This window comes from Shinella sp. NM-101, from assembly GCF_021401195.1.
Classification (GTDB): domain Bacteria; phylum Pseudomonadota; class Alphaproteobacteria; order Rhizobiales; family Rhizobiaceae; genus Shinella.
Genome location: NZ_JACBFT010000001.1, coordinates 728,439 through 744,002 on the forward strand (window position 1 = coordinate 728,439; position 15,564 = coordinate 744,002).

17 protein-coding genes are annotated in these 15,564 nt (G+C 61.6%); 9 read left to right on the top strand and 8 right to left on the bottom strand.

What is annotated here, in order from left to right:
- Positions 1 to 5: 5 nt before the first annotated feature.
- Together L0976_RS03455 and L0976_RS03465 are read right to left on the bottom strand one after the other, a co-directional pair.
- Complete coding sequence (locus L0976_RS03455) at positions 6 to 323, bottom strand: hypothetical protein (protein ID WP_234186210.1); 318 nt, start codon at positions 321 to 323, stop codon at positions 6 to 8.
- A 441-nt stretch (positions 324 to 764) separates the two neighbouring features.
- On the bottom strand, positions 765 to 1,028 hold the full coding sequence (locus L0976_RS03465; RefSeq protein ID WP_234186117.1) for a hypothetical protein: 264 nt from the start codon (positions 1,026 to 1,028) through the stop codon (positions 765 to 767).
- A 226-nt stretch (positions 1,029 to 1,254) separates the two neighbouring features.
- Between L0976_RS03465 and greA the strand changes: the two genes are divergently transcribed.
- Together greA and L0976_RS03475 are read left to right on the top strand one after the other, a co-directional pair.
- On the top strand, positions 1,255 to 1,731 hold the full coding sequence (gene greA / locus L0976_RS03470) for a transcription elongation factor GreA (RefSeq protein ID WP_203319501.1): 477 nt from the start codon (positions 1,255 to 1,257) through the stop codon (positions 1,729 to 1,731).
- Between the two features lie 10 nt (positions 1,732 to 1,741).
- Positions 1,742 to 2,809, top strand: a complete 1,068-nt coding sequence (locus L0976_RS03475) for a glycosyltransferase family 4 protein (RefSeq protein WP_234186120.1) — start codon at positions 1,742 to 1,744, stop codon at positions 2,807 to 2,809.
- A gap of 2 nt (positions 2,810 to 2,811) precedes the next feature.
- Here L0976_RS03475 and L0976_RS03480 read toward each other — a convergent pair whose 3' ends face one another.
- Entirely contained in the window at positions 2,812 to 3,621 is an 810-nt protein-coding gene (locus L0976_RS03480; protein ID WP_234186122.1) for a glycosyltransferase family 2 protein, read from the bottom strand.
- An 87-nt stretch (positions 3,622 to 3,708) separates the two neighbouring features.
- Here L0976_RS03480 and L0976_RS03485 point away from each other — a divergent pair, with 87 nt between their 5' ends.
- Complete coding sequence (locus L0976_RS03485) at positions 3,709 to 4,545, top strand: glycosyltransferase family 25 protein (RefSeq protein ID WP_234186123.1); 837 nt, start codon at positions 3,709 to 3,711, stop codon at positions 4,543 to 4,545.
- Here L0976_RS03485 and L0976_RS03490 read toward each other — a convergent pair.
- The 3 genes from L0976_RS03490 to L0976_RS03500 form a co-directional block, all read right to left on the bottom strand.
- A complete protein-coding gene (locus tag L0976_RS03490; RefSeq protein ID WP_234186125.1) occupies positions 4,499 to 5,617 on the bottom strand; it encodes a glycosyltransferase in 1,119 nt (372 codons plus the stop codon). The genes L0976_RS03485 and L0976_RS03490 overlap by 47 nt on opposite strands.
- Positions 5,614 to 6,417: a hypothetical protein gene (locus L0976_RS03495; RefSeq protein WP_234186126.1), complete on the bottom strand. Its 804-nt coding sequence runs from the start codon at positions 6,415 to 6,417 to the stop codon at positions 5,614 to 5,616. The genes L0976_RS03490 and L0976_RS03495 overlap by 4 nt, the downstream gene beginning before the upstream one ends.
- A gap of 165 nt (positions 6,418 to 6,582) precedes the next feature.
- Positions 6,583 to 7,050 carry an Lrp/AsnC family transcriptional regulator gene (locus tag L0976_RS03500; protein WP_234186128.1) on the bottom strand — a complete coding sequence of 156 codons (468 nt, stop codon included), beginning with the start codon at positions 7,048 to 7,050 and terminating at the stop codon, positions 6,583 to 6,585.
- 250 nt (positions 7,051 to 7,300) lie between these two features.
- On the opposite strand from L0976_RS03500, the gene trxB reads away from it, so the two are divergent.
- From trxB to L0976_RS03525, 5 genes are all read left to right on the top strand, one after another.
- Positions 7,301 to 8,290 (top strand): thioredoxin-disulfide reductase, encoded by a 990-nt coding sequence (gene trxB / locus L0976_RS03505; protein WP_234186129.1) that lies wholly within the window; start codon positions 7,301 to 7,303, stop codon positions 8,288 to 8,290.
- A gap of 116 nt (positions 8,291 to 8,406) precedes the next feature.
- On the top strand, positions 8,407 to 9,303 hold the full coding sequence (locus L0976_RS03510) for a LysR family transcriptional regulator VtlR (protein ID WP_203319509.1): 897 nt from the start codon (positions 8,407 to 8,409) through the stop codon (positions 9,301 to 9,303).
- A 502-nt stretch (positions 9,304 to 9,805) separates the two neighbouring features.
- On the top strand, positions 9,806 to 10,111 hold the full coding sequence (locus L0976_RS03515; protein ID WP_234186131.1) for a helix-turn-helix transcriptional regulator: 306 nt from the start codon (positions 9,806 to 9,808) through the stop codon (positions 10,109 to 10,111).
- 36 nt (positions 10,112 to 10,147) lie between these two features.
- Positions 10,148 to 11,269, top strand: coding sequence for an alkene reductase (locus L0976_RS03520; RefSeq protein WP_203319511.1), 1,122 nt, complete (start codon positions 10,148 to 10,150; stop codon positions 11,267 to 11,269).
- A gap of 131 nt (positions 11,270 to 11,400) precedes the next feature.
- Positions 11,401 to 12,495: a calcium:proton antiporter gene (locus L0976_RS03525; protein WP_234186133.1), complete on the top strand. Its 1,095-nt coding sequence runs from the start codon at positions 11,401 to 11,403 to the stop codon at positions 12,493 to 12,495.
- On the opposite strand, the gene L0976_RS03530 is transcribed toward L0976_RS03525, so the two are convergent.
- Together L0976_RS03530 and L0976_RS03535 are read right to left on the bottom strand one after the other, a co-directional pair.
- Positions 12,490 to 12,726 (bottom strand): hypothetical protein, encoded by a 237-nt coding sequence (locus L0976_RS03530; RefSeq protein WP_234186135.1) that lies wholly within the window; start codon positions 12,724 to 12,726, stop codon positions 12,490 to 12,492. The two genes, L0976_RS03525 and L0976_RS03530, sit on opposite strands and share 6 nt — an antisense overlap.
- Before the next feature lie 338 nt (positions 12,727 to 13,064).
- Complete coding sequence (locus tag L0976_RS03535; RefSeq protein WP_234186136.1) at positions 13,065 to 14,267, bottom strand: pyridoxal phosphate-dependent aminotransferase; 1,203 nt, start codon at positions 14,265 to 14,267, stop codon at positions 13,065 to 13,067.
- Positions 14,268 to 14,595: 328 nt separating this feature from the next.
- On the opposite strand from L0976_RS03535, the gene L0976_RS03540 reads away from it, so the two are divergent.
- Positions 14,596 to 15,504 (top strand): EAL domain-containing protein, encoded by a 909-nt coding sequence (locus L0976_RS03540; RefSeq protein ID WP_203319515.1) that lies wholly within the window; start codon positions 14,596 to 14,598, stop codon positions 15,502 to 15,504.
- The last annotated feature ends 60 nt before the right edge of the window (positions 15,505 to 15,564 follow it).

Sequence of the window (15,564 nt, forward strand, 5' to 3'; positions counted from 1 at the left end):
CCTCCTCAAAGCTCGGTCGGACGGATGTTGTCGACACGGACATTCCCGGCGACCACTTCGCGCGGCCCTTCCACCGGATAGGCCGGGCCGGTCTCATCGACGACCGTATAAAGCTTCTCGTTGCGGAAGGCGCTGGACGAGGTCGTGGAATTGCCGTCACCCGGAAGCGCATCGATTTCGAGATAGTCGAGCTCGGCTTCTGCCGCCACGACCCGCGCATCCCCGCTGGACCTTGCCCGCACCACCACCTCGCCCTGGTTCGGCGCAATGTCCCAGTTCGTGTCCGTTGCCGCGGCCACGGGAACGAGGCGGAAGAGCTTCAACTGCTCGACATCGGAATAGTCGGCAACGGGCGCCTCGGCATCCTGCGGCGGCGCGTTTTCATCGAAGCCGACGGACCAGTCGCGGGCGGGCGTTGCCATGCCGGGCGGCGTGCGGTGCGCCGTGGCGTCGTCGCTGCCGGTGATGACGCGCGGTTTGGCGCTGGAAACGCCGTCATTGCCGCGCCCGGCCTCGGATACCGCAAATTGTGGCACGGCATCGGCGCGGATGATCGTCTCGCGGCCCGTCTCGGCCGAGACGACACTGTCGGAACCCGGCATGGCACGCGGCTCGACGCGAACCACCTGCTCGTCCTTTTCCTGATAGGTCGCACCCGACGCCTCCCGGCGCCCTTCGTCATGCATGGCCTGGTTGCCGGACACCTCGCCGGCCAACTGCTTGAAATAACCGGAAATCTTCTCGATCACACCCATCGTCGTTCCTCACATCCTGGTTTCGAGTCGGGCCATCGCGGCCTTCACGATCGCGCGAATCTCGTCGTCCGCGATCTGCTGCGCCGCGAAGGCGGCATCGGGCTCGACGCCCGGATCCTCCTCGTGGTCGATGACCGTTTCGTTGTCGCGCGCCATGGCGAGAAGCGCCTCGCGCGCCTCGGGAATGGCAGCCACCACCGAAAGAAGTTCGACCAGCAGACGCCGGTGCGCGTTGATCCTGCCTTCCAGATGAGCCGCATTTTGCAAAGTCATGCCCGCCTCCCGCGATAAAGCGCTAACGGCAGCACCAGGGGATTGTTCCGGCGCCTGTGGGGCACGGCTGGCATGCGGCGAAAAAACTGGCCTTGGCGGCGCGCAATCTGCTATAAGAGCCATTCAAACGCTTCCGACGGTTCCGGGGATTTTTCTCCGGAGACCGTTTTCTTTTGCGTTCGTGCAGGCGGGAGCCTGGGCGACGCGGTCTGAAGGACGGGATAAAATGGTTGAAAAGGTACCGATGACCCAGGACGGTTTCGTCAAGCTGCAGGAAGAACTGCGCTGGCGCCAGCAGGAGGAACGTCCGCGAATCATCGAGGCGATCGCCGAGGCACGCGCCCATGGCGACCTGTCGGAAAACGCCGAGTACCACGCCGCCAAGGAAGCCCAGAGCCACAACGAAGGCCGCATCACCGAGCTGGAAGACTTCGTCGCCCGCGCCGAGGTCATCGACCTCACCAAGATGTCCGGCTCCAAGATCAAGTTCGGCGCCCGCGTGAAGCTCGTCGACGAGGACACCGAGGAAGAAAAGGTCTACCAGATCGTCGGCGACCAGGAAGCCGACGTGAAGCAGGGCCGCATCTCGATCTCCTCCCCCATCGCCCGCGCCCTCATCGGCAAGGAAGTCGGCGACTCGATCGAAGTCAACGCCCCCGGCGGCTCCAAGGCCTACGAGATTCTGGCGGTAAGCTGGGGTTGAAGGTCGGTCCATGCCGAACAGACCGGATATTCGCGACGTCGAGGTCATCGCGCCCAATTTCAAGCGCCGCCTGTCCGGCGTGACCTCGACGATCATCCAGCTTGTTCCCGTCCAGAACAAGCTGGGCCAGAAGGTGGCGACGCTCGGCCCAGGCCTCCCGGATACGCTGCCCAAGCTGCGCTGGCGCGATCTCCTGTCCCTGTGGACCCCGCCGCCCGGCCGCAAGGCCCGGATCTGGCATGCGCGGCGCAACGTCGAAATGCTGGCCGGACTCGTGATGCGCGACCTGCTGCGCATGAAGCTGAAGCTGGTCTTCACCTCCGCCTCCCAGCGCCGCCATACGGGCTGGACGAAGTGCCTGATCTCGCGCATGGACGCGGTCATCGCCACCAGCGCGAAGACCGCCTCCTATCTCGAGGTGCCCTGCACCGTCATCATGCACGGCATCGACACCGAGCGCTTCTCGCCGCCTGCCGACAAGGCCGCCGCCAAAGCCGCGCTCGGTCTCGACCCCGCCCGGAAATACGTCGGCTGCTTCGGCCGCATCCGTCATCAGAAGGGAACGGACCTCTTCGTCGACGCCATGATCGCCCTCCTGCCGGAACGCCCGGACTGGTCCGCCATCATAGCGGGCCGCGCTACGGCCAAGCATGTGGAATTCGAGGCCGAACTGAAGGAAAAGGTGCGCGACGCGGGCCTGGACAAACGAATTCTTTTCGTCGGCGAGCACACCAACATCCACGAATGGTACCGCACCCTCGACCTCTTCGTCGCCCCCCAGCGCTGGGAAGGCTTCGGCCTGACGCCGCTGGAAGCAATGGCGACGGGCGTGCCGGTGGTGGCGACGGATGTGGGGGCGTTCAGCGAGTTGATCGTGACGGGAGAAGGGGAAACCGGCCTTCTCATCCCCGCCGACAGCCTCAGTTCCATAGCGCAAGCCGCGGCAAGCCTAATGAATGACACTGCCCGGCGCAACGCCGTCGGCTCGCAAGGGCGCCGGCATATTGCATCCCGCTTCACCATTGAAAACGAGGCGCGGCGCGTTGCTGCGGTGTACCGGCGGACGCTTGAGGCCTGAGATCAGCGGCCTACGTAGTCGTCGTGGTTCGGACGCGCACGAAGCGCTGCGCGCTGCGCGATTTTCGCCTGCGTCAGGAAAGCATATATAAACCCCGTCATCGCTTCGATGAAGCCGGGCACGCCGCACCGCCACAGGCCATTCCTGAAATACAGCCGCAGAAAATAGATGATCGGCGAAAAGATCAGTTTCGACAACCTGGGTCGGCGGCCTTCCGCGATCTGTTGGTCCGCCTTCAGCGTCGAATACTTGTTTTCCTTAAGAATTTGCTCATCGATGATCAACGGGCGAAAATGCAGCAGGCTGCCTGTCGTCGCGCTCCTCACCTCGCCGCTCGCCGCGATCCCCTCATGAACCTGCTGACGCAGGTCATAGGCGCCCCGGCCACGACGAATGAGCCGGAGGTTCTTCCGCTCTCGAACATTTTCGGACGTGTATCCATATCCCACGAGGTAAGGCCGGCGTGCAACACGCCATCCCACGACCTCATCCGGCGCGTCAAGCAACTCCGGCAAAAGTCTCCGCAACGCTTTATCCAGCCGCTCGTCGGAATCAATGTTAAAGCACCAGTCCTGCGTGCATTGTTCAAGCGCAAATTGCTTCTGCCCCGCATAACCGCGCCATGTTTCCCGAAACAGTCGCAACGGCCACCCTTTGTCGATGTAGGACTGGATGAGCGCGAGCGTACCGTCGGTGGACCCGGAGTCCACGATGACGATTTCCGCAAAGCCCTCAAGACTTTCGATACAGTGACCGAGGTAATGTTCCTCGTTCTGGCAGATGATGAAGGCCGAAATGGACAGATAGGACATTTGACTTTCGGTTCCTTAGCTTTCAAACACGTTCTGGCTTGACCCATAGAACAAGGGTCGTGTTTCGAATAGGGCAAGAGTACAAACTTGAAGATCCTCCTTATCAACCTCGAAAGAAATCCGGAACGCCTCTCGCGGATGTCCACCCTGCTTTCGGACATGCAGCTTCCATTCGAGCGAATCGACGCGGTAGACGGCAAATGTCTATCAACGCAGGAACAGGCCCGCTGGTCGCAGAGCCATGCCGACGGCAGCCCTTTTCTCTCTCCGAGCGAAGTAGGCTGCTATCTCAGTCATCGCATCGCCTGGGCAAAAATTGCCGGCCTGGAAAGCGACTTCGGCCTAGTGCTTGAAGACGACCTGCACTTCGCCGAAGGATGTGCGGGATTCTTCAGCACGAATGACTGGATTCCCGACGATGCCGACGTCGTGAAAGTGGAAACCGTTTTCTGGAAAACCTTGATCGGCAGAAGCCACAGGGATATAGGAAACGGATATTCTGTAACCCGGCTTCATGGCCAGCACTTCGGCATGGCAGGTTATATAATTTCGCCGGGCTGCGCCCGTACATTGCTGAATCTTGGCGCTCTGGACCGCGCAATCGATCAGATCTTCTTCGACCCTGCCTCCGGCCTGTTCCATGACCTTACTCTTTATCAAGCCATGCCGGCCTTCTGTGTGCAAGATCAGTTCATCGCGAAAAATCACCTAGGAATACCCACGAACATCGAGCGGGGGTGGGACCTAAAGAGCCGGCGCAGGGCACTGGCTCAGAAAGTCGGAAGGGAACTGTCCCGACCGCTTTCTCAGCTACGCGACATTATCGTCGGGCGGCTTTTGTCCCCTTTCACCCGGAAGAAGCTGACGAAAATCGGGTTCAGGCCATATCTTCCACCAGTTCAACCATCATCAGTAGAGCGTTGAACTGCCCACCAGCAGGTAAGCGCAGCGTCTTGCCATCGAAGACCGCCTCTCGGAACGAAGACGGAATCTCATATTCGCGGCGATCGGCAAAACCACCTCTGGCTTTCACATCGGCGAGATAGGCGATCAGATTTTCCCGCCTAAGCGCAACCTCGCCACGAAGCTTCCTCTCCTTGGACGGCCGATAGCCAAGTCCGGAAATATGCCGCCTGAAGTCATACTTCAGGCGTGACAGGACATTGATTTTCTTGGGCGACAGGAGCCCATTCATATCGACCCCGGCGCGACGGGCGGCTTTCGAGAGATATTGGTATCCCCAGTTGTCCAGATCATCGACCCCCTCGCGGAAACGCCCCATCCATGGCTTGTCCGGCTTGCTGAAATGTAAAAAAATCGGAGGAAACGCATCGTCTATACCGACGCTGAAAAGACAGGCCTGAAAATTCCATGACGGACTGAGGCCGCTCCAGCGCTCCTGGAAAACGGCATTCAGAAAATCCTGATCGAACATCCTCATGCCATTCGCATGGGCGGCAACATAATCTTGCAACAATGCTGCGAAATCGAGTTCCAGCCAAGCGGCCACGTCGATAACCAGCACACCGGAATTTAAATATCGGGGCGCATGAACGCCGATGGAGGCCAGCCACTCAGTTCTGCTCATCTCCGGAAGCGGAGAATCATGCGTGACTTCAAAGTCGTGCGTCGCAGCCAACCCGTGCGGAAGTGGCAGCGACCATATTCTATCGTCTCGTCGGATGGGAAGCAGATCCGCGTCCAGATAGATAACCCGCTCGTATTGCTTCAAAAAGCGGGGCGCAAATATCCGCAGATAAACGATCCTTGGCCATTTCTCGCTCGACGGCACGCCGTCGGGCAGCAAGCAGGACAGTTCGTTTTCATGATAGTATACGCCAGGCACAGCGGCCCGTCGCTTCGCGGAGGTTGCGCCGCCCTCAACAAAGATGTGCACATCCAGTCGCCAAGTGCGCACAAGATGACATGCCAGAGCGAATGCGACTGGCTCAAGCCGTTCATCGACGACATAATAGAATGCGTGTTGGGAGCTCATTTCGGTACCGCATACAGCCATTGCATTTCCCCGCCGCGAAACTCGTCCAGCAACAGCGGAGCAATCGGGCCATGGACGCCAGCCAGTTCCGGATACATCTTCACGTCGCGCACAGTCTGATCGACGATCTTCATCGTATGCGTATCCGCGAAATAATCGATCAGGATATTGCTCACGTTTGGCACGAACAGATCGTGCAACTCTATGATAAAGCTGGAAACGGCCGAAACGCCGCGCGGCATTTCCACCACGTATTGCTCAAAACCTTCGCAGTCGAGTATGAAAAGCGGCTTGACCGGAGCAACGTCTGCGATGCCCGCCAGCGGATTTGCGTAATCGAACCTATCGAGCCTAGTAATCTCCACTTCGTTCAAACGCGCGCAATGGTCGAGCGACTTGAATGACTTGACATCGATATCGTAGGTATATACCCGCGCTTCGGGAAGCCGGCGCTTCATACCGATCGCATAATACCCCTCCGAAGCGCCGATATTAACGATAATGCTAGGCTTGCGCGCCACTTCCTCCTCAAGGGCAAAAAAAATCTCGGCCTCATATGACCCCACGATTTTAGCCAGAACGTCATAATCGCTCCAAGCGCCCTCTTCCGGTAACCACAGTCCTTCGAAAGGACCTCTGGCAACCCGGTATCCCGTCTTTTTCAAGATATCCCGAACCAGCAGCCGCTTGTAAGCTAGTGCGGCATCAAGAAAATTCTTTTCGTATGAACTAGTTCGCAGGCGGTAGACGCCCAAACCCAAGGGCCGAAGAATCGTTTCGATAATTGCTTTCTTGCCCAACTATATCTCCATATTATGCTTCGCCTACCGAGCACCACAAATCCGACTTGCGACGATCATGAACATCAAAGTGCGAAAAACTGGTCCCACACTTGGCCCATTTACTCCAACGCACAAAGAAGTATCGCCGATAAATAAGTCCATACGGCAGATTGCGGACGATTTCTAGATCTCCACCAGCCCCACCTTCTTCACCTGCCGGATCGTCAGCATCGTCCGCACCGTATCCACCTGCGTGTTTGCGGTCAGTTCCTCGATGACGAAATCCTGGAAGCGGGTGAGGTTTTCGGCGATGCAGTGGAGGAGGAAATCGCTGTCGCCGGAGACCATCCAGGCCTGGCGGACCATCGGCCACTCGCCGGTCGCGGCGGCGAAGGCCTTGAGGTTGGCTTCGGACTGGTGCTTGAGGCCGACCATGCAGAAGGCGACGAGGTCGTAGCCGAGGGCGGGCGCGTTCAGCATTGCCGTGTAGCCCTCGATGATGCCGGCCTCCTCCAGCTTTCGCACGCGGCGAAGGCACGGCGGGGCGGAAATGCCGGCGCGCGCGGCCAGCTCCACATTGGTCATCCGGCCATCGGCCTGGAGCTCCTTCAGGATGCGGATGTCGATGGCGTCTAGTTCTGCACGGAACATGGGGCTTTTTGGAACCTTTCGGGATGGCGACCGGAAGTGACCCGAATCGCCGCATCAGCGCAACATTGTTACCGCAAGCGGCACAAATATGTCACGCGGCTTCGCTAGTCTGTTGGCAAAGCGCCGCACGCACTTGAAACTGTCCGCGCTCCCCTCATAAATGGGCATCGAACGAAGACACGCCGGCCCGTGCCCTGCGCGCGACCCGCGCGGGCGGGCCGATTGGGGCAAGGCCCCGGAAGGAACGACCATGTCCGGCCAGTCCAGCAACAGCAGGCACGTCAAGGTGCTGATCATCGGCTCCGGCCCCGCCGGCTACACCGCCGCCATCTATACCGCCCGCGCCATGCTGGAGCCCGTGCTGATCGCCGGCATGGAACAGGGCGGCCAGCTCATGATCACCACCGACGTGGAAAACTACCCGGGCTATGCCGACCCGGTGCAGGGTCCGTGGATGATGGAGCAGATGCTCAAGCAGGCAGAGCATGTCGGCGCCGAGATCGTCAACGACCTCGTCACGAACGTCGATCTCGACGTGCGCCCCTTCCGCATCTCCACCGACAGCGGCACCGCATGGACCGCCGACGCGCTGATCATCGCCACCGGTGCAAAGGCCAAGTGGCTCGGCATCGACACCGAGCATAAGTTCATGGGCTTCGGCGTTTCGGCCTGCGCCACCTGCGACGGCTTCTTCTACCGGGGCAAGGATGTCGTCGTTGTCGGCGGCGGCAATTCGGCCGTCGAGGAAGCGCTCTATCTTTCGAACCTCGCCAAGACCGTGACGGTCGTGCACCGCCGCGATTCGTTCCGCGCGGAACGGATCCTCCAGGAGCGCCTGTTCGCCAAGGAGAACGTCAGGGTCGTCTGGGACCACGAAATCGTCGAATATCTCGGCTCCGAGGCAAAGCCGCCGATGCCGGCCTCCGTCAACGGCGTGAAGCTGCGCAACGTGAAGACCGGCGAGACGCGCGACATGGAAACGGACGGCGTCTTCGTCGCGATCGGCCATGCGCCGGCAGTGGAGCTCTTCAAGGGCAAGCTGCGCCACAAGCCGAACGGCTACCTCTGGACGGCACCCGATTCCACCGCGACGGACGTGCCCGGCGTCTTTGCCGCAGGCGACGTCACGGACGACATCTACCGCCAGGCGGTAACGGCCGCCGGCATGGGCTGCATGGCGGCCCTCGAAACCGAAAAATACCTTGCAGGTCATATGCCTGTCGCAATTGCGGCCGAGTAGAAGCCGCCAACGAAGGGAGGCGGATTCGGGTCCGACCTGCCGAGTGGGAACAGTGGAAATCAGCGACCGGGCGGGAAGCGTGAGGCTCCCCGCCTCACAGACATATGGGGGATAGAATGCCGCTCGATTGGGACAAGCTGCGGATTTTTCACGCCGCGGCCGAGGCCGGCTCGTTCACGCACGCCGCAGACAAGCTGCACCTTTCTCAATCGGCCATCAGCCGCCAGGTGAGCGCGCTGGAACAGGATGTCGGCATCAAGCTCTTCCACCGCCATGCCCGCGGCCTGATCCTTACCGAGCAGGGCGAAATCCTCTACCGCGCCGCGCACGACGTGCTGATGAAGCTCGAAAGCGTGCGCGTCCAGCTCACGGAAAACACCGAGAAGCCGAGCGGCAAGCTGCGCATCACCACCACGGTCGGCCTCGGCCAGGGCTGGCTGACGGACAAGGTGCAGGAATTCCTCGCGCTTTACCCGGACATGCAGGTGCAGCTCATCCTCGACAACGAGGAGCTGGACGTGAACATGCGCCATGCGGACTGCGCCATCCGCCTGCGCGAACCGCAGCAGTCGGACCTCATCCAGCGCCGGCTCTTCACCGTGCACATGCACATCTACGCCGCCCCCTCCTACATCAACCGCTACGGCGAGCCGCAGTCGATCGACGATCTCGACAATCACAAGATCATCACCTTCGGCGAGCCCGCGCCGAGCTACCTCCTGGACGTCAACTGGCTGGAGGTCGCCGGCCGCGATTCCGACAATCCCCGTCCCTCCGTCCTGCAGATCAACAGCCAGACCTCGATCAAGCGCGCCTGCCTGCTCGGCATCGGCATCGCGATGCTGCCGGATTATATTGTCGGCCGCGACCCGGGACTGATCCAGCTCCCCGTCAGCGCCGACATCCCCTCCTTCGATACCTATTTCTGCTACCCGAGCGAGATGAAGAACTCGGCCAAGCTCAAGGTTTTCAGGGATTTCATCGTCGCCAAGGCGCGCAACTGGAACTTCTGAACAGGGCCGATTTCCAAGGCCTGCGCCTCGTGCATGGCTGGCATGCACATTAAATGATTGATGTATGCCCAAAAAACCACCATATCGCGCCCAGCTGATGCATTTTGGTGGCTTTTTCCTCCCAGTGCCACCGCAGCAGCTGTTCCCCTCTGGAGGTTTTATTACCTTCAAAACTACAAAGGGCCCAAGTTGATCTTGCGGCCCTCTTTTTTTGCCTTCCGTTAACCAAGATGGAATTTTCAACATTCCTGCAAAACTTGGCACGCGCTTCTCTTGAAGAACAGCGCCCCCTCCCCCATATCTAGAACAGCCGACGCACTTGCGGTCTTCTCCTCCCAGTGCCGCGCGTTGGCTGTTCCCCTCTGGAGGTTTTGAACCTTCAACCTTGCAGGGCCCGGGCTTCGCTCGTGGCCCTTTTTTTTGCCTGCGCCTCTTGCATCGACAAATGACGAACCCAATATCGATGAAGACCGATATACCCATCGCCGGATCACGATAGACAATGACCCCGCTCGACACCGACGAAATCCTCAAGGCCCTCGCCCATCCGAAGCGGCTGGAGATTCTCGCCTGGCTGAAGGAGCCGCGGCAGCATTTCGCCGGCCAGGAGCATCCCCTGGATTTCGGCGTGTGCGCCGGCCAGATCGAAAAGCGCTGCGACCTTTCGCAGTCCACCGTCTCCGCCCATCTTGCCACCCTCCAGCGCGCCGGCCTCGTGACGACGCGCAAGGTCGGCCAGTGGGTGTTCTTCAAACGCGACGAAGACAAGATCGCGGCCTTCCTCCACCACATCAATGGCGCCCTCTGAGCGCCCTCCTTTCCTAGCCAGAAGAAGGACTCTTCCATGCCCTCGCTCTTCGACCCCATCAAGATCGGCGATATCCAGCTCAAGAATCGCATCGTCATGGCGCCTCTGACGCGCAACCGCTCCCCGGGCGCCGTGCCGAACACCCTGAACGCCGCCTATTACGAGCAGCGCGCCAGCGCCGGCCTGCTGATCACCGAGGCCACGGCCATCACCCAGCAGGGCCAGGGCTACGCCGACGTGCCGGGCCTCTACACGCCGGAAGCGCTCGCCGGCTGGAAGCAGGTCACCGATTCCGTGCACAAGGCCGGCGGCAGGATCGTCGTGCAGATGTGGCATGTCGGCCGGATTTCGCACGATACGCTGCAGCCGGGCGGCGGCAAGCCGGTCGCCCCCTCCGCCATCCGGGCCAAGTCCAAGACCTATCTCATCAATGCCGACGGCACCGGCAGCTTCGCCGAGACATCCGAGCCCCGTGCCCTGGAAAAGCAGGAGCTTCCCGGCATCGTGGAAGACTATCGCCGCGCCGCCCGCGCCGCGGTGGACGCCGGTTTCGACGGCGTTGAGATCCATGCGGCCAACGGCTACCTGATCGACCAGTTCCTGCGCTCGGGCAGCAACCAGCGCACGGACGAATACGGCGGCTCCATCGAGAACCGCGCGCGTCTGCTCTTCGAGGTCGTCGATGCGATCACCTCGGAAATCGGCGCCGGGCGCACGGCAATCCGCATCTCGCCGGTCACGCCGGCCAACGATGCCTTCGATCCGAACCCGCAGCCCCTCTTCACCTATGTCGTGGAGGGCCTTGCCCGTTACGACCTTTCCTACATCCACATCATCGAGGGCGCGACGGGCGGAGCCCGTGATCACCAGCAGGGCGACGCCCCGTTCGACTATGCGGCGCTGCGCGCGGCATACAAGGCAGCCGGCGGCAAGGCGGCCTGGATGGTCAACAACGGCTACAACCGCGAGCTTGCCATCGACGCCGTGGAAGAAGGCAAGGCCGACCTCGTCGCCTTCGGCAAGCTCTTCATCGCCAACCCTGATCTCGTGGAGCGGCTGAAGAACGACACGGTGCTGAATCCGCTGGACAAGGACACCTTATACGGCGGCGGCGCCAGGGGCTATACCGACTACCCGGCCCTCGAAAACGTCGCCTGAACGGGCGGCGCTCCGAAGAGCCTTTCGCAATATGAAGACGGCGCCTGCGGTTTCCTCCACCGCGGGCGTTTTCTTTTTGCGCGGCTCGGCTACATCTACCTGAGGTGAATCTACCCCGGAGCCGCTCGCCCATGCTGTCCAGCCTGCTGAAGGAACGCTTCCTGTTCGTCGGCCTCGCCGCCGCCATCCTCGCCTATGCGAGCGAGCACAGCCTGCTGGAGATGGGCCGCCTGCCGGTGCTGGCGGCGGCCTTCGCCCTCGTCGTCGCCATCGTCCTCGTTTCCACCCGCATCGCCCATCATGCGGAAATCCTCGCCTCCAAGGTCGGCGATCCCTACGGCACGATGATCCTCACCCTGTCGGCCGTACTGGTGGAGGTGGTGATCCTCGCCATCATGATGCAGGGCGAGACATCGCCGACGCTGGTGCGCGACACGATCTATGCCGCCGTGATGCTAGACATCAACGGCATCCTCGGCCTTGCGGCGCTCCTCGGCGGCATCCGCCACGGCGAGCAGCCCTACAACGACGATTCCGGCAAGACCTACGGCGTGATGATCCTGACGGCCATGGGCATCTCCATGGTGGTGCCGGAATTCGTGCCGCGCGAAAGCTGGCATCTCTATTCCGCCTTCACCATCGGCGCGATGATCGCCCTCTATGCGCTGTTCCTGCGCATGCAGGTCGGCGCGCACAGCTATTTCTTCAGCTATGCCTATCCGCGCACGGAGCGGAAGGAGGGCATGGCGAGCAAGGCGCCGGACGAGAACGAGCCGGCGACGCTCTCGATCCTCGTCATCGTCATCGGCGTGGTGCTGATCGGCGCGCTTGCCGAAGTGATGTCGGTGCTGCTCGGCGCCGGGCTGAAAGGCTCCGGCGCGCCGCCGGCGTTGATGGCCGTGGTCGTCGCCGCGATCTCCGCCGCGCCGGAAATCCTGACGGCCTTGCGCGCCGCGCTCGCCAACCGCATGCAGTCCGTCGTCAACATCGCCATGGGCGCATCGCTCTCGACGGTCATCCTCACGGTGCCCGTCATGGAGGCCATCGCCCTCTACACCGGCCAGCCCTTCGTCATGGCCATGTCGCCGACGCAGACCGTGATGGTCGCCATCACGCTGATCGCCGCCGCCATCAACCTTAACGACGGCGAGACGAACGCCATCGAGGGGATGACGCATTTCATCCTCTTCGCAACCTTCATCATGCTGACGCTGATTGGACTATGAGCGGCGCGCGCCGCCGACATGGTACTCGCCCGGCCCGTTGCGCATGGAGCGGTACTTTTCGGGGTTGTTGAAGAAATAGTCCCAGACCGACATCGTGGCCGGACGCTCGCCGACGACGATTTTTCCGCGCGGCGCTTCCCCGCTCCGGTCCCCGTAGCCGTCGGCGGCAAGGGCCGACGTTGCGGCGCCCAGCGTCAGCAGGGTCGAAAGGAAAAAGGACGTGGCTTTCATGATGCTGCTCCGGTGTTTCCGTATCGCCATATTATATCGGCAACGAAGGCGAAATTTTCACCGGCCGGCAGGAAAGAATCGCACGACAATCGCGCAAGCCGTCTGTTACCCCCAGCGTCTCCGCCCCTTGGCATCTTGCCGCCCCCTCCGGCCTGACCCGAGCATCCATGCCACAAAGGAAAGCGGCGCCTGGAGGATGGATCCTCGCATCAGGCCCGAGGATGACGCCGAATGGAAGCGCCGTTGCGGACACAAATCTGCCCCGAACCTTGAGGCGCACATCGCGCACAAAAAACCCGCCGTCTCCGGCGGGTTTCTCGTTCACGAAGCGAAATGGCTCACTTGCAGGCCGCGCAGAAGCGCTGGATACGCTTGCAGGCTTCTTCAAGCTGCGCTTCCGAGGTCGCATAGGAGATGCGGAAGTTCGGGCCAAGGCCGAAGGCCGAGCCGTGCACGACGGCGACGCCTTCGGCTTCCAGCAGTTCCGAAACGAAGTCCTCGTCCGTCTCTATGACCTTGCCCGACGGCGCGGTCTTGCCGATCAGGCCCTTGCAGGACGGATAGACGTAGAAGGCGCCTTCCGGCGACGGGCACTCGATGCCGGTCGCCTGGTTGAGCATGGAGACGACGAGATCGCGGCGGCCCTCGAAGATCTTCTTGTTTTCCGGGATGAAGGCCTGCGTGCCGTTCAGCGCCTCGACGGCGGCCCACTGGGCGATCGAGCAGGCGCCCGACGTCTGCTGGCCCTGGATCATGTCCATGGCCTTGATGAGGGCGAGCGGGCCGGCCGCATAGCCGATACGCCAGCCGGTCATCGCATAGGCCTTGGAAACGCCGTTCATCGTCAGCGTGCGGTCGTAGAGGCCGGGCTCGACCTCGACCGGGGTCGCGAACTTGAAGTCGCCATAGGTCAGGTGCTCGTACATGTCGTCGGTCAGCACCCAGACATGCGGGTGGCGCATCAGCACGTCCGTCAGCACCTTCAGCTCGTCGTGGCTGTAGGCCGCGCCCGAAGGGTTGGACGGCGAATTGAAGATGAACCACTTGGTCTTCGGCGTGATCGCCTTTTCAAGGTCTTCCGCCTTCAGCTTGAACTTGTTTTCCTGCGTCGTGGCGACGAAGACCGGCGTGCCGCCGCACAGCGAGACCATTTCCGGGTAGGACACCCAGTAAGGTGTCGGGATAACGACTTCATCGCCCGGATTCATCGTCGCCATGAAGGCGTTGAAAAGAATCTGCTTTCCGCCCGTGCCGACGATGGTCTGCGCGGCGGTGTAGTCGAGATTGTTCTCGCGCTTGAACTTCCTGACGATGGCCTCGCGCAGTTCCGGAATGCCGGAAACCGGCGTGTACTTCGTCTCGCCGCGGTTGATCGCCTCGATGGCGGCCTGCTTGATGTTGTCAGGCGTGTCGAAGTCCGGCTCGCCCGCACCGAGCCCGATGACGTCGCGGCCCTTGGCTTTCAGCTCGCGCGCTTTCTGGGAAACGGCGATGGTGGCGGAAGGCTTCACACGGGAAAGAGCGTCGGCAAGAAAGGCCATGATGGAGATGTCCTCATCGGGTTCAAAGACGGCTTGGCGCCATGGACCCGGAGCGCCGGGCTCCATAGCGGTTAGGTCTATGTCGAATGTGGGCCGGTCTTGCAAGCGCGCAGGGGAAAAAAAGCGGGAAATGCGGGCCTCGGCGCAAAATTTCATGGGCGCCATCAGCAACGCGAATGCATCGCGCTCCTCTCGTGCAACCATCGCACCCAAAGGTTGAAGAACAAGGAAAAAACAGAAATTTTTACGCGAAGACTTAAGCCGGCGTTAACGGATCGGCTCTATCCTTTCTTCGACGTCGACATCGTTCCGGCGAGTGGTGCGCTGCATGAGCGAAAGAAGCATCTTCTCCAATCTCGTCCGCCAGCCGGATGGAGCGTTCAGCGCCGTCTACGGCGCCTTCCTGCTGCAATCGGCGCTCCAGCCGATCTTTCGCGAGCGCGAGGACGGCCGGCTGCAGATCGCCGCCTTCAAGGGGCTGATCCGCGCAAGCGTCGACGGTGACCCCGCCGCCCCGACGGACTTCTTCCACACCGTGCCGGAAGACGAGCGCGCCGCGGTCGACGGCCTTTGCCGGAGCCTCCACATCCTCAACACCGGCGCGCTCGGCCGGCAGGACATCGCGCTGCTCGTGAATTTCCAGAAAGGTCTCTACGACACCCCCCAGGCGATGCGCCAGGAGGTCGAACGCCTGCGGCTCTGCACGCACGAAGCCGGCATGGCGCCCGAGGCTGTCGTCTGTGAGTTGCGCGAACACCCGCTCGACGATCCCGACGTCCTCGCGCAATTCGCCGGACGGCTTCGTGAAAGCGGCTTTTCCATCGCCATAGACGAGTATACGGGCGAGGACCGCGACCTCGAACGCCTCGAGCGCCTGAAGCCGCAATACGTGACCTTCGATACGGCCTGGCTGCACGGCTTTGCGGAAAACTCCGCGGGCCTTGCGCTCCTGCGGGTGGTGCTCGGCCAGTTCGCGCAGAAGGGCATCCGCACCGTCGTCGCCGGCATCGAGGATCCCGGCATGATCGCCCGCTGCCGCGAGATGGGCGGCCCGCTGATGCAGGGCTACCTGCTTGCCCGTCCGGAACTGGCCCCGACCAGCTTCAACAGCACCTACCCCGAACGCGGCGCCGAGCCGTTGCAGGCGCCGCCGGAAAGCCCCGCGGCGGGCGTTAACGCGCCGGCCGAGGCACGCGCTTCGCGCCCTGTGCGCCACTTCGGCAGGCGGGGCGTCTAGACGGTGAAAAACGGCCATTCCGTCGACCGAACATGTTGAAAATCCGTCTTTTTTACCATG

Bases quoted from the DNA above. Each gene is read 5' to 3' on its own strand.
- L0976_RS03465 (WP_234186117.1), bottom strand. From the start codon at position 1,028: ATGACTTTGCAAAATGCGGCTCATCTGGAAGGCAGGATCAACGCGCAC.
- greA (WP_203319501.1), top strand. From the start codon at position 1,255: ATGGTTGAAAAGGTACCGATGACCCAGGACGGTTTCGTCAAGCTGCAG.
- L0976_RS03475 (WP_234186120.1), top strand. From the start codon at position 1,742: ATGCCGAACAGACCGGATATTCGCGACGTCGAGGTCATCGCGCCCAAT.
- L0976_RS03480 (WP_234186122.1), bottom strand. From the start codon at position 3,621: ATGTCCTATCTGTCCATTTCGGCCTTCATCATCTGCCAGAACGAGGAA.
- L0976_RS03490 (WP_234186125.1), bottom strand. From the start codon at position 5,617: ATGAGCTCCCAACACGCATTCTATTATGTCGTCGATGAACGGCTTGAG.
- L0976_RS03500 (WP_234186128.1), bottom strand. From the start codon at position 7,050: ATGTTCCGTGCAGAACTAGACGCCATCGACATCCGCATCCTGAAGGAG.
- trxB (WP_234186129.1), top strand. From the start codon at position 7,301: ATGTCCGGCCAGTCCAGCAACAGCAGGCACGTCAAGGTGCTGATCATC.
- L0976_RS03510 (WP_203319509.1), top strand. From the start codon at position 8,407: ATGCCGCTCGATTGGGACAAGCTGCGGATTTTTCACGCCGCGGCCGAG.
- L0976_RS03515 (WP_234186131.1), top strand. From the start codon at position 9,806: ATGACCCCGCTCGACACCGACGAAATCCTCAAGGCCCTCGCCCATCCG.
- L0976_RS03520 (WP_203319511.1), top strand. From the start codon at position 10,148: ATGCCCTCGCTCTTCGACCCCATCAAGATCGGCGATATCCAGCTCAAG.
- L0976_RS03525 (WP_234186133.1), top strand. From the start codon at position 11,401: ATGCTGTCCAGCCTGCTGAAGGAACGCTTCCTGTTCGTCGGCCTCGCC.
- L0976_RS03530 (WP_234186135.1), bottom strand. From the start codon at position 12,726: ATGAAAGCCACGTCCTTTTTCCTTTCGACCCTGCTGACGCTGGGCGCC.
- L0976_RS03535 (WP_234186136.1), bottom strand. From the start codon at position 14,267: ATGGCCTTTCTTGCCGACGCTCTTTCCCGTGTGAAGCCTTCCGCCACC.
- L0976_RS03540 (WP_203319515.1), top strand. From the start codon at position 14,596: ATGAGCGAAAGAAGCATCTTCTCCAATCTCGTCCGCCAGCCGGATGGA.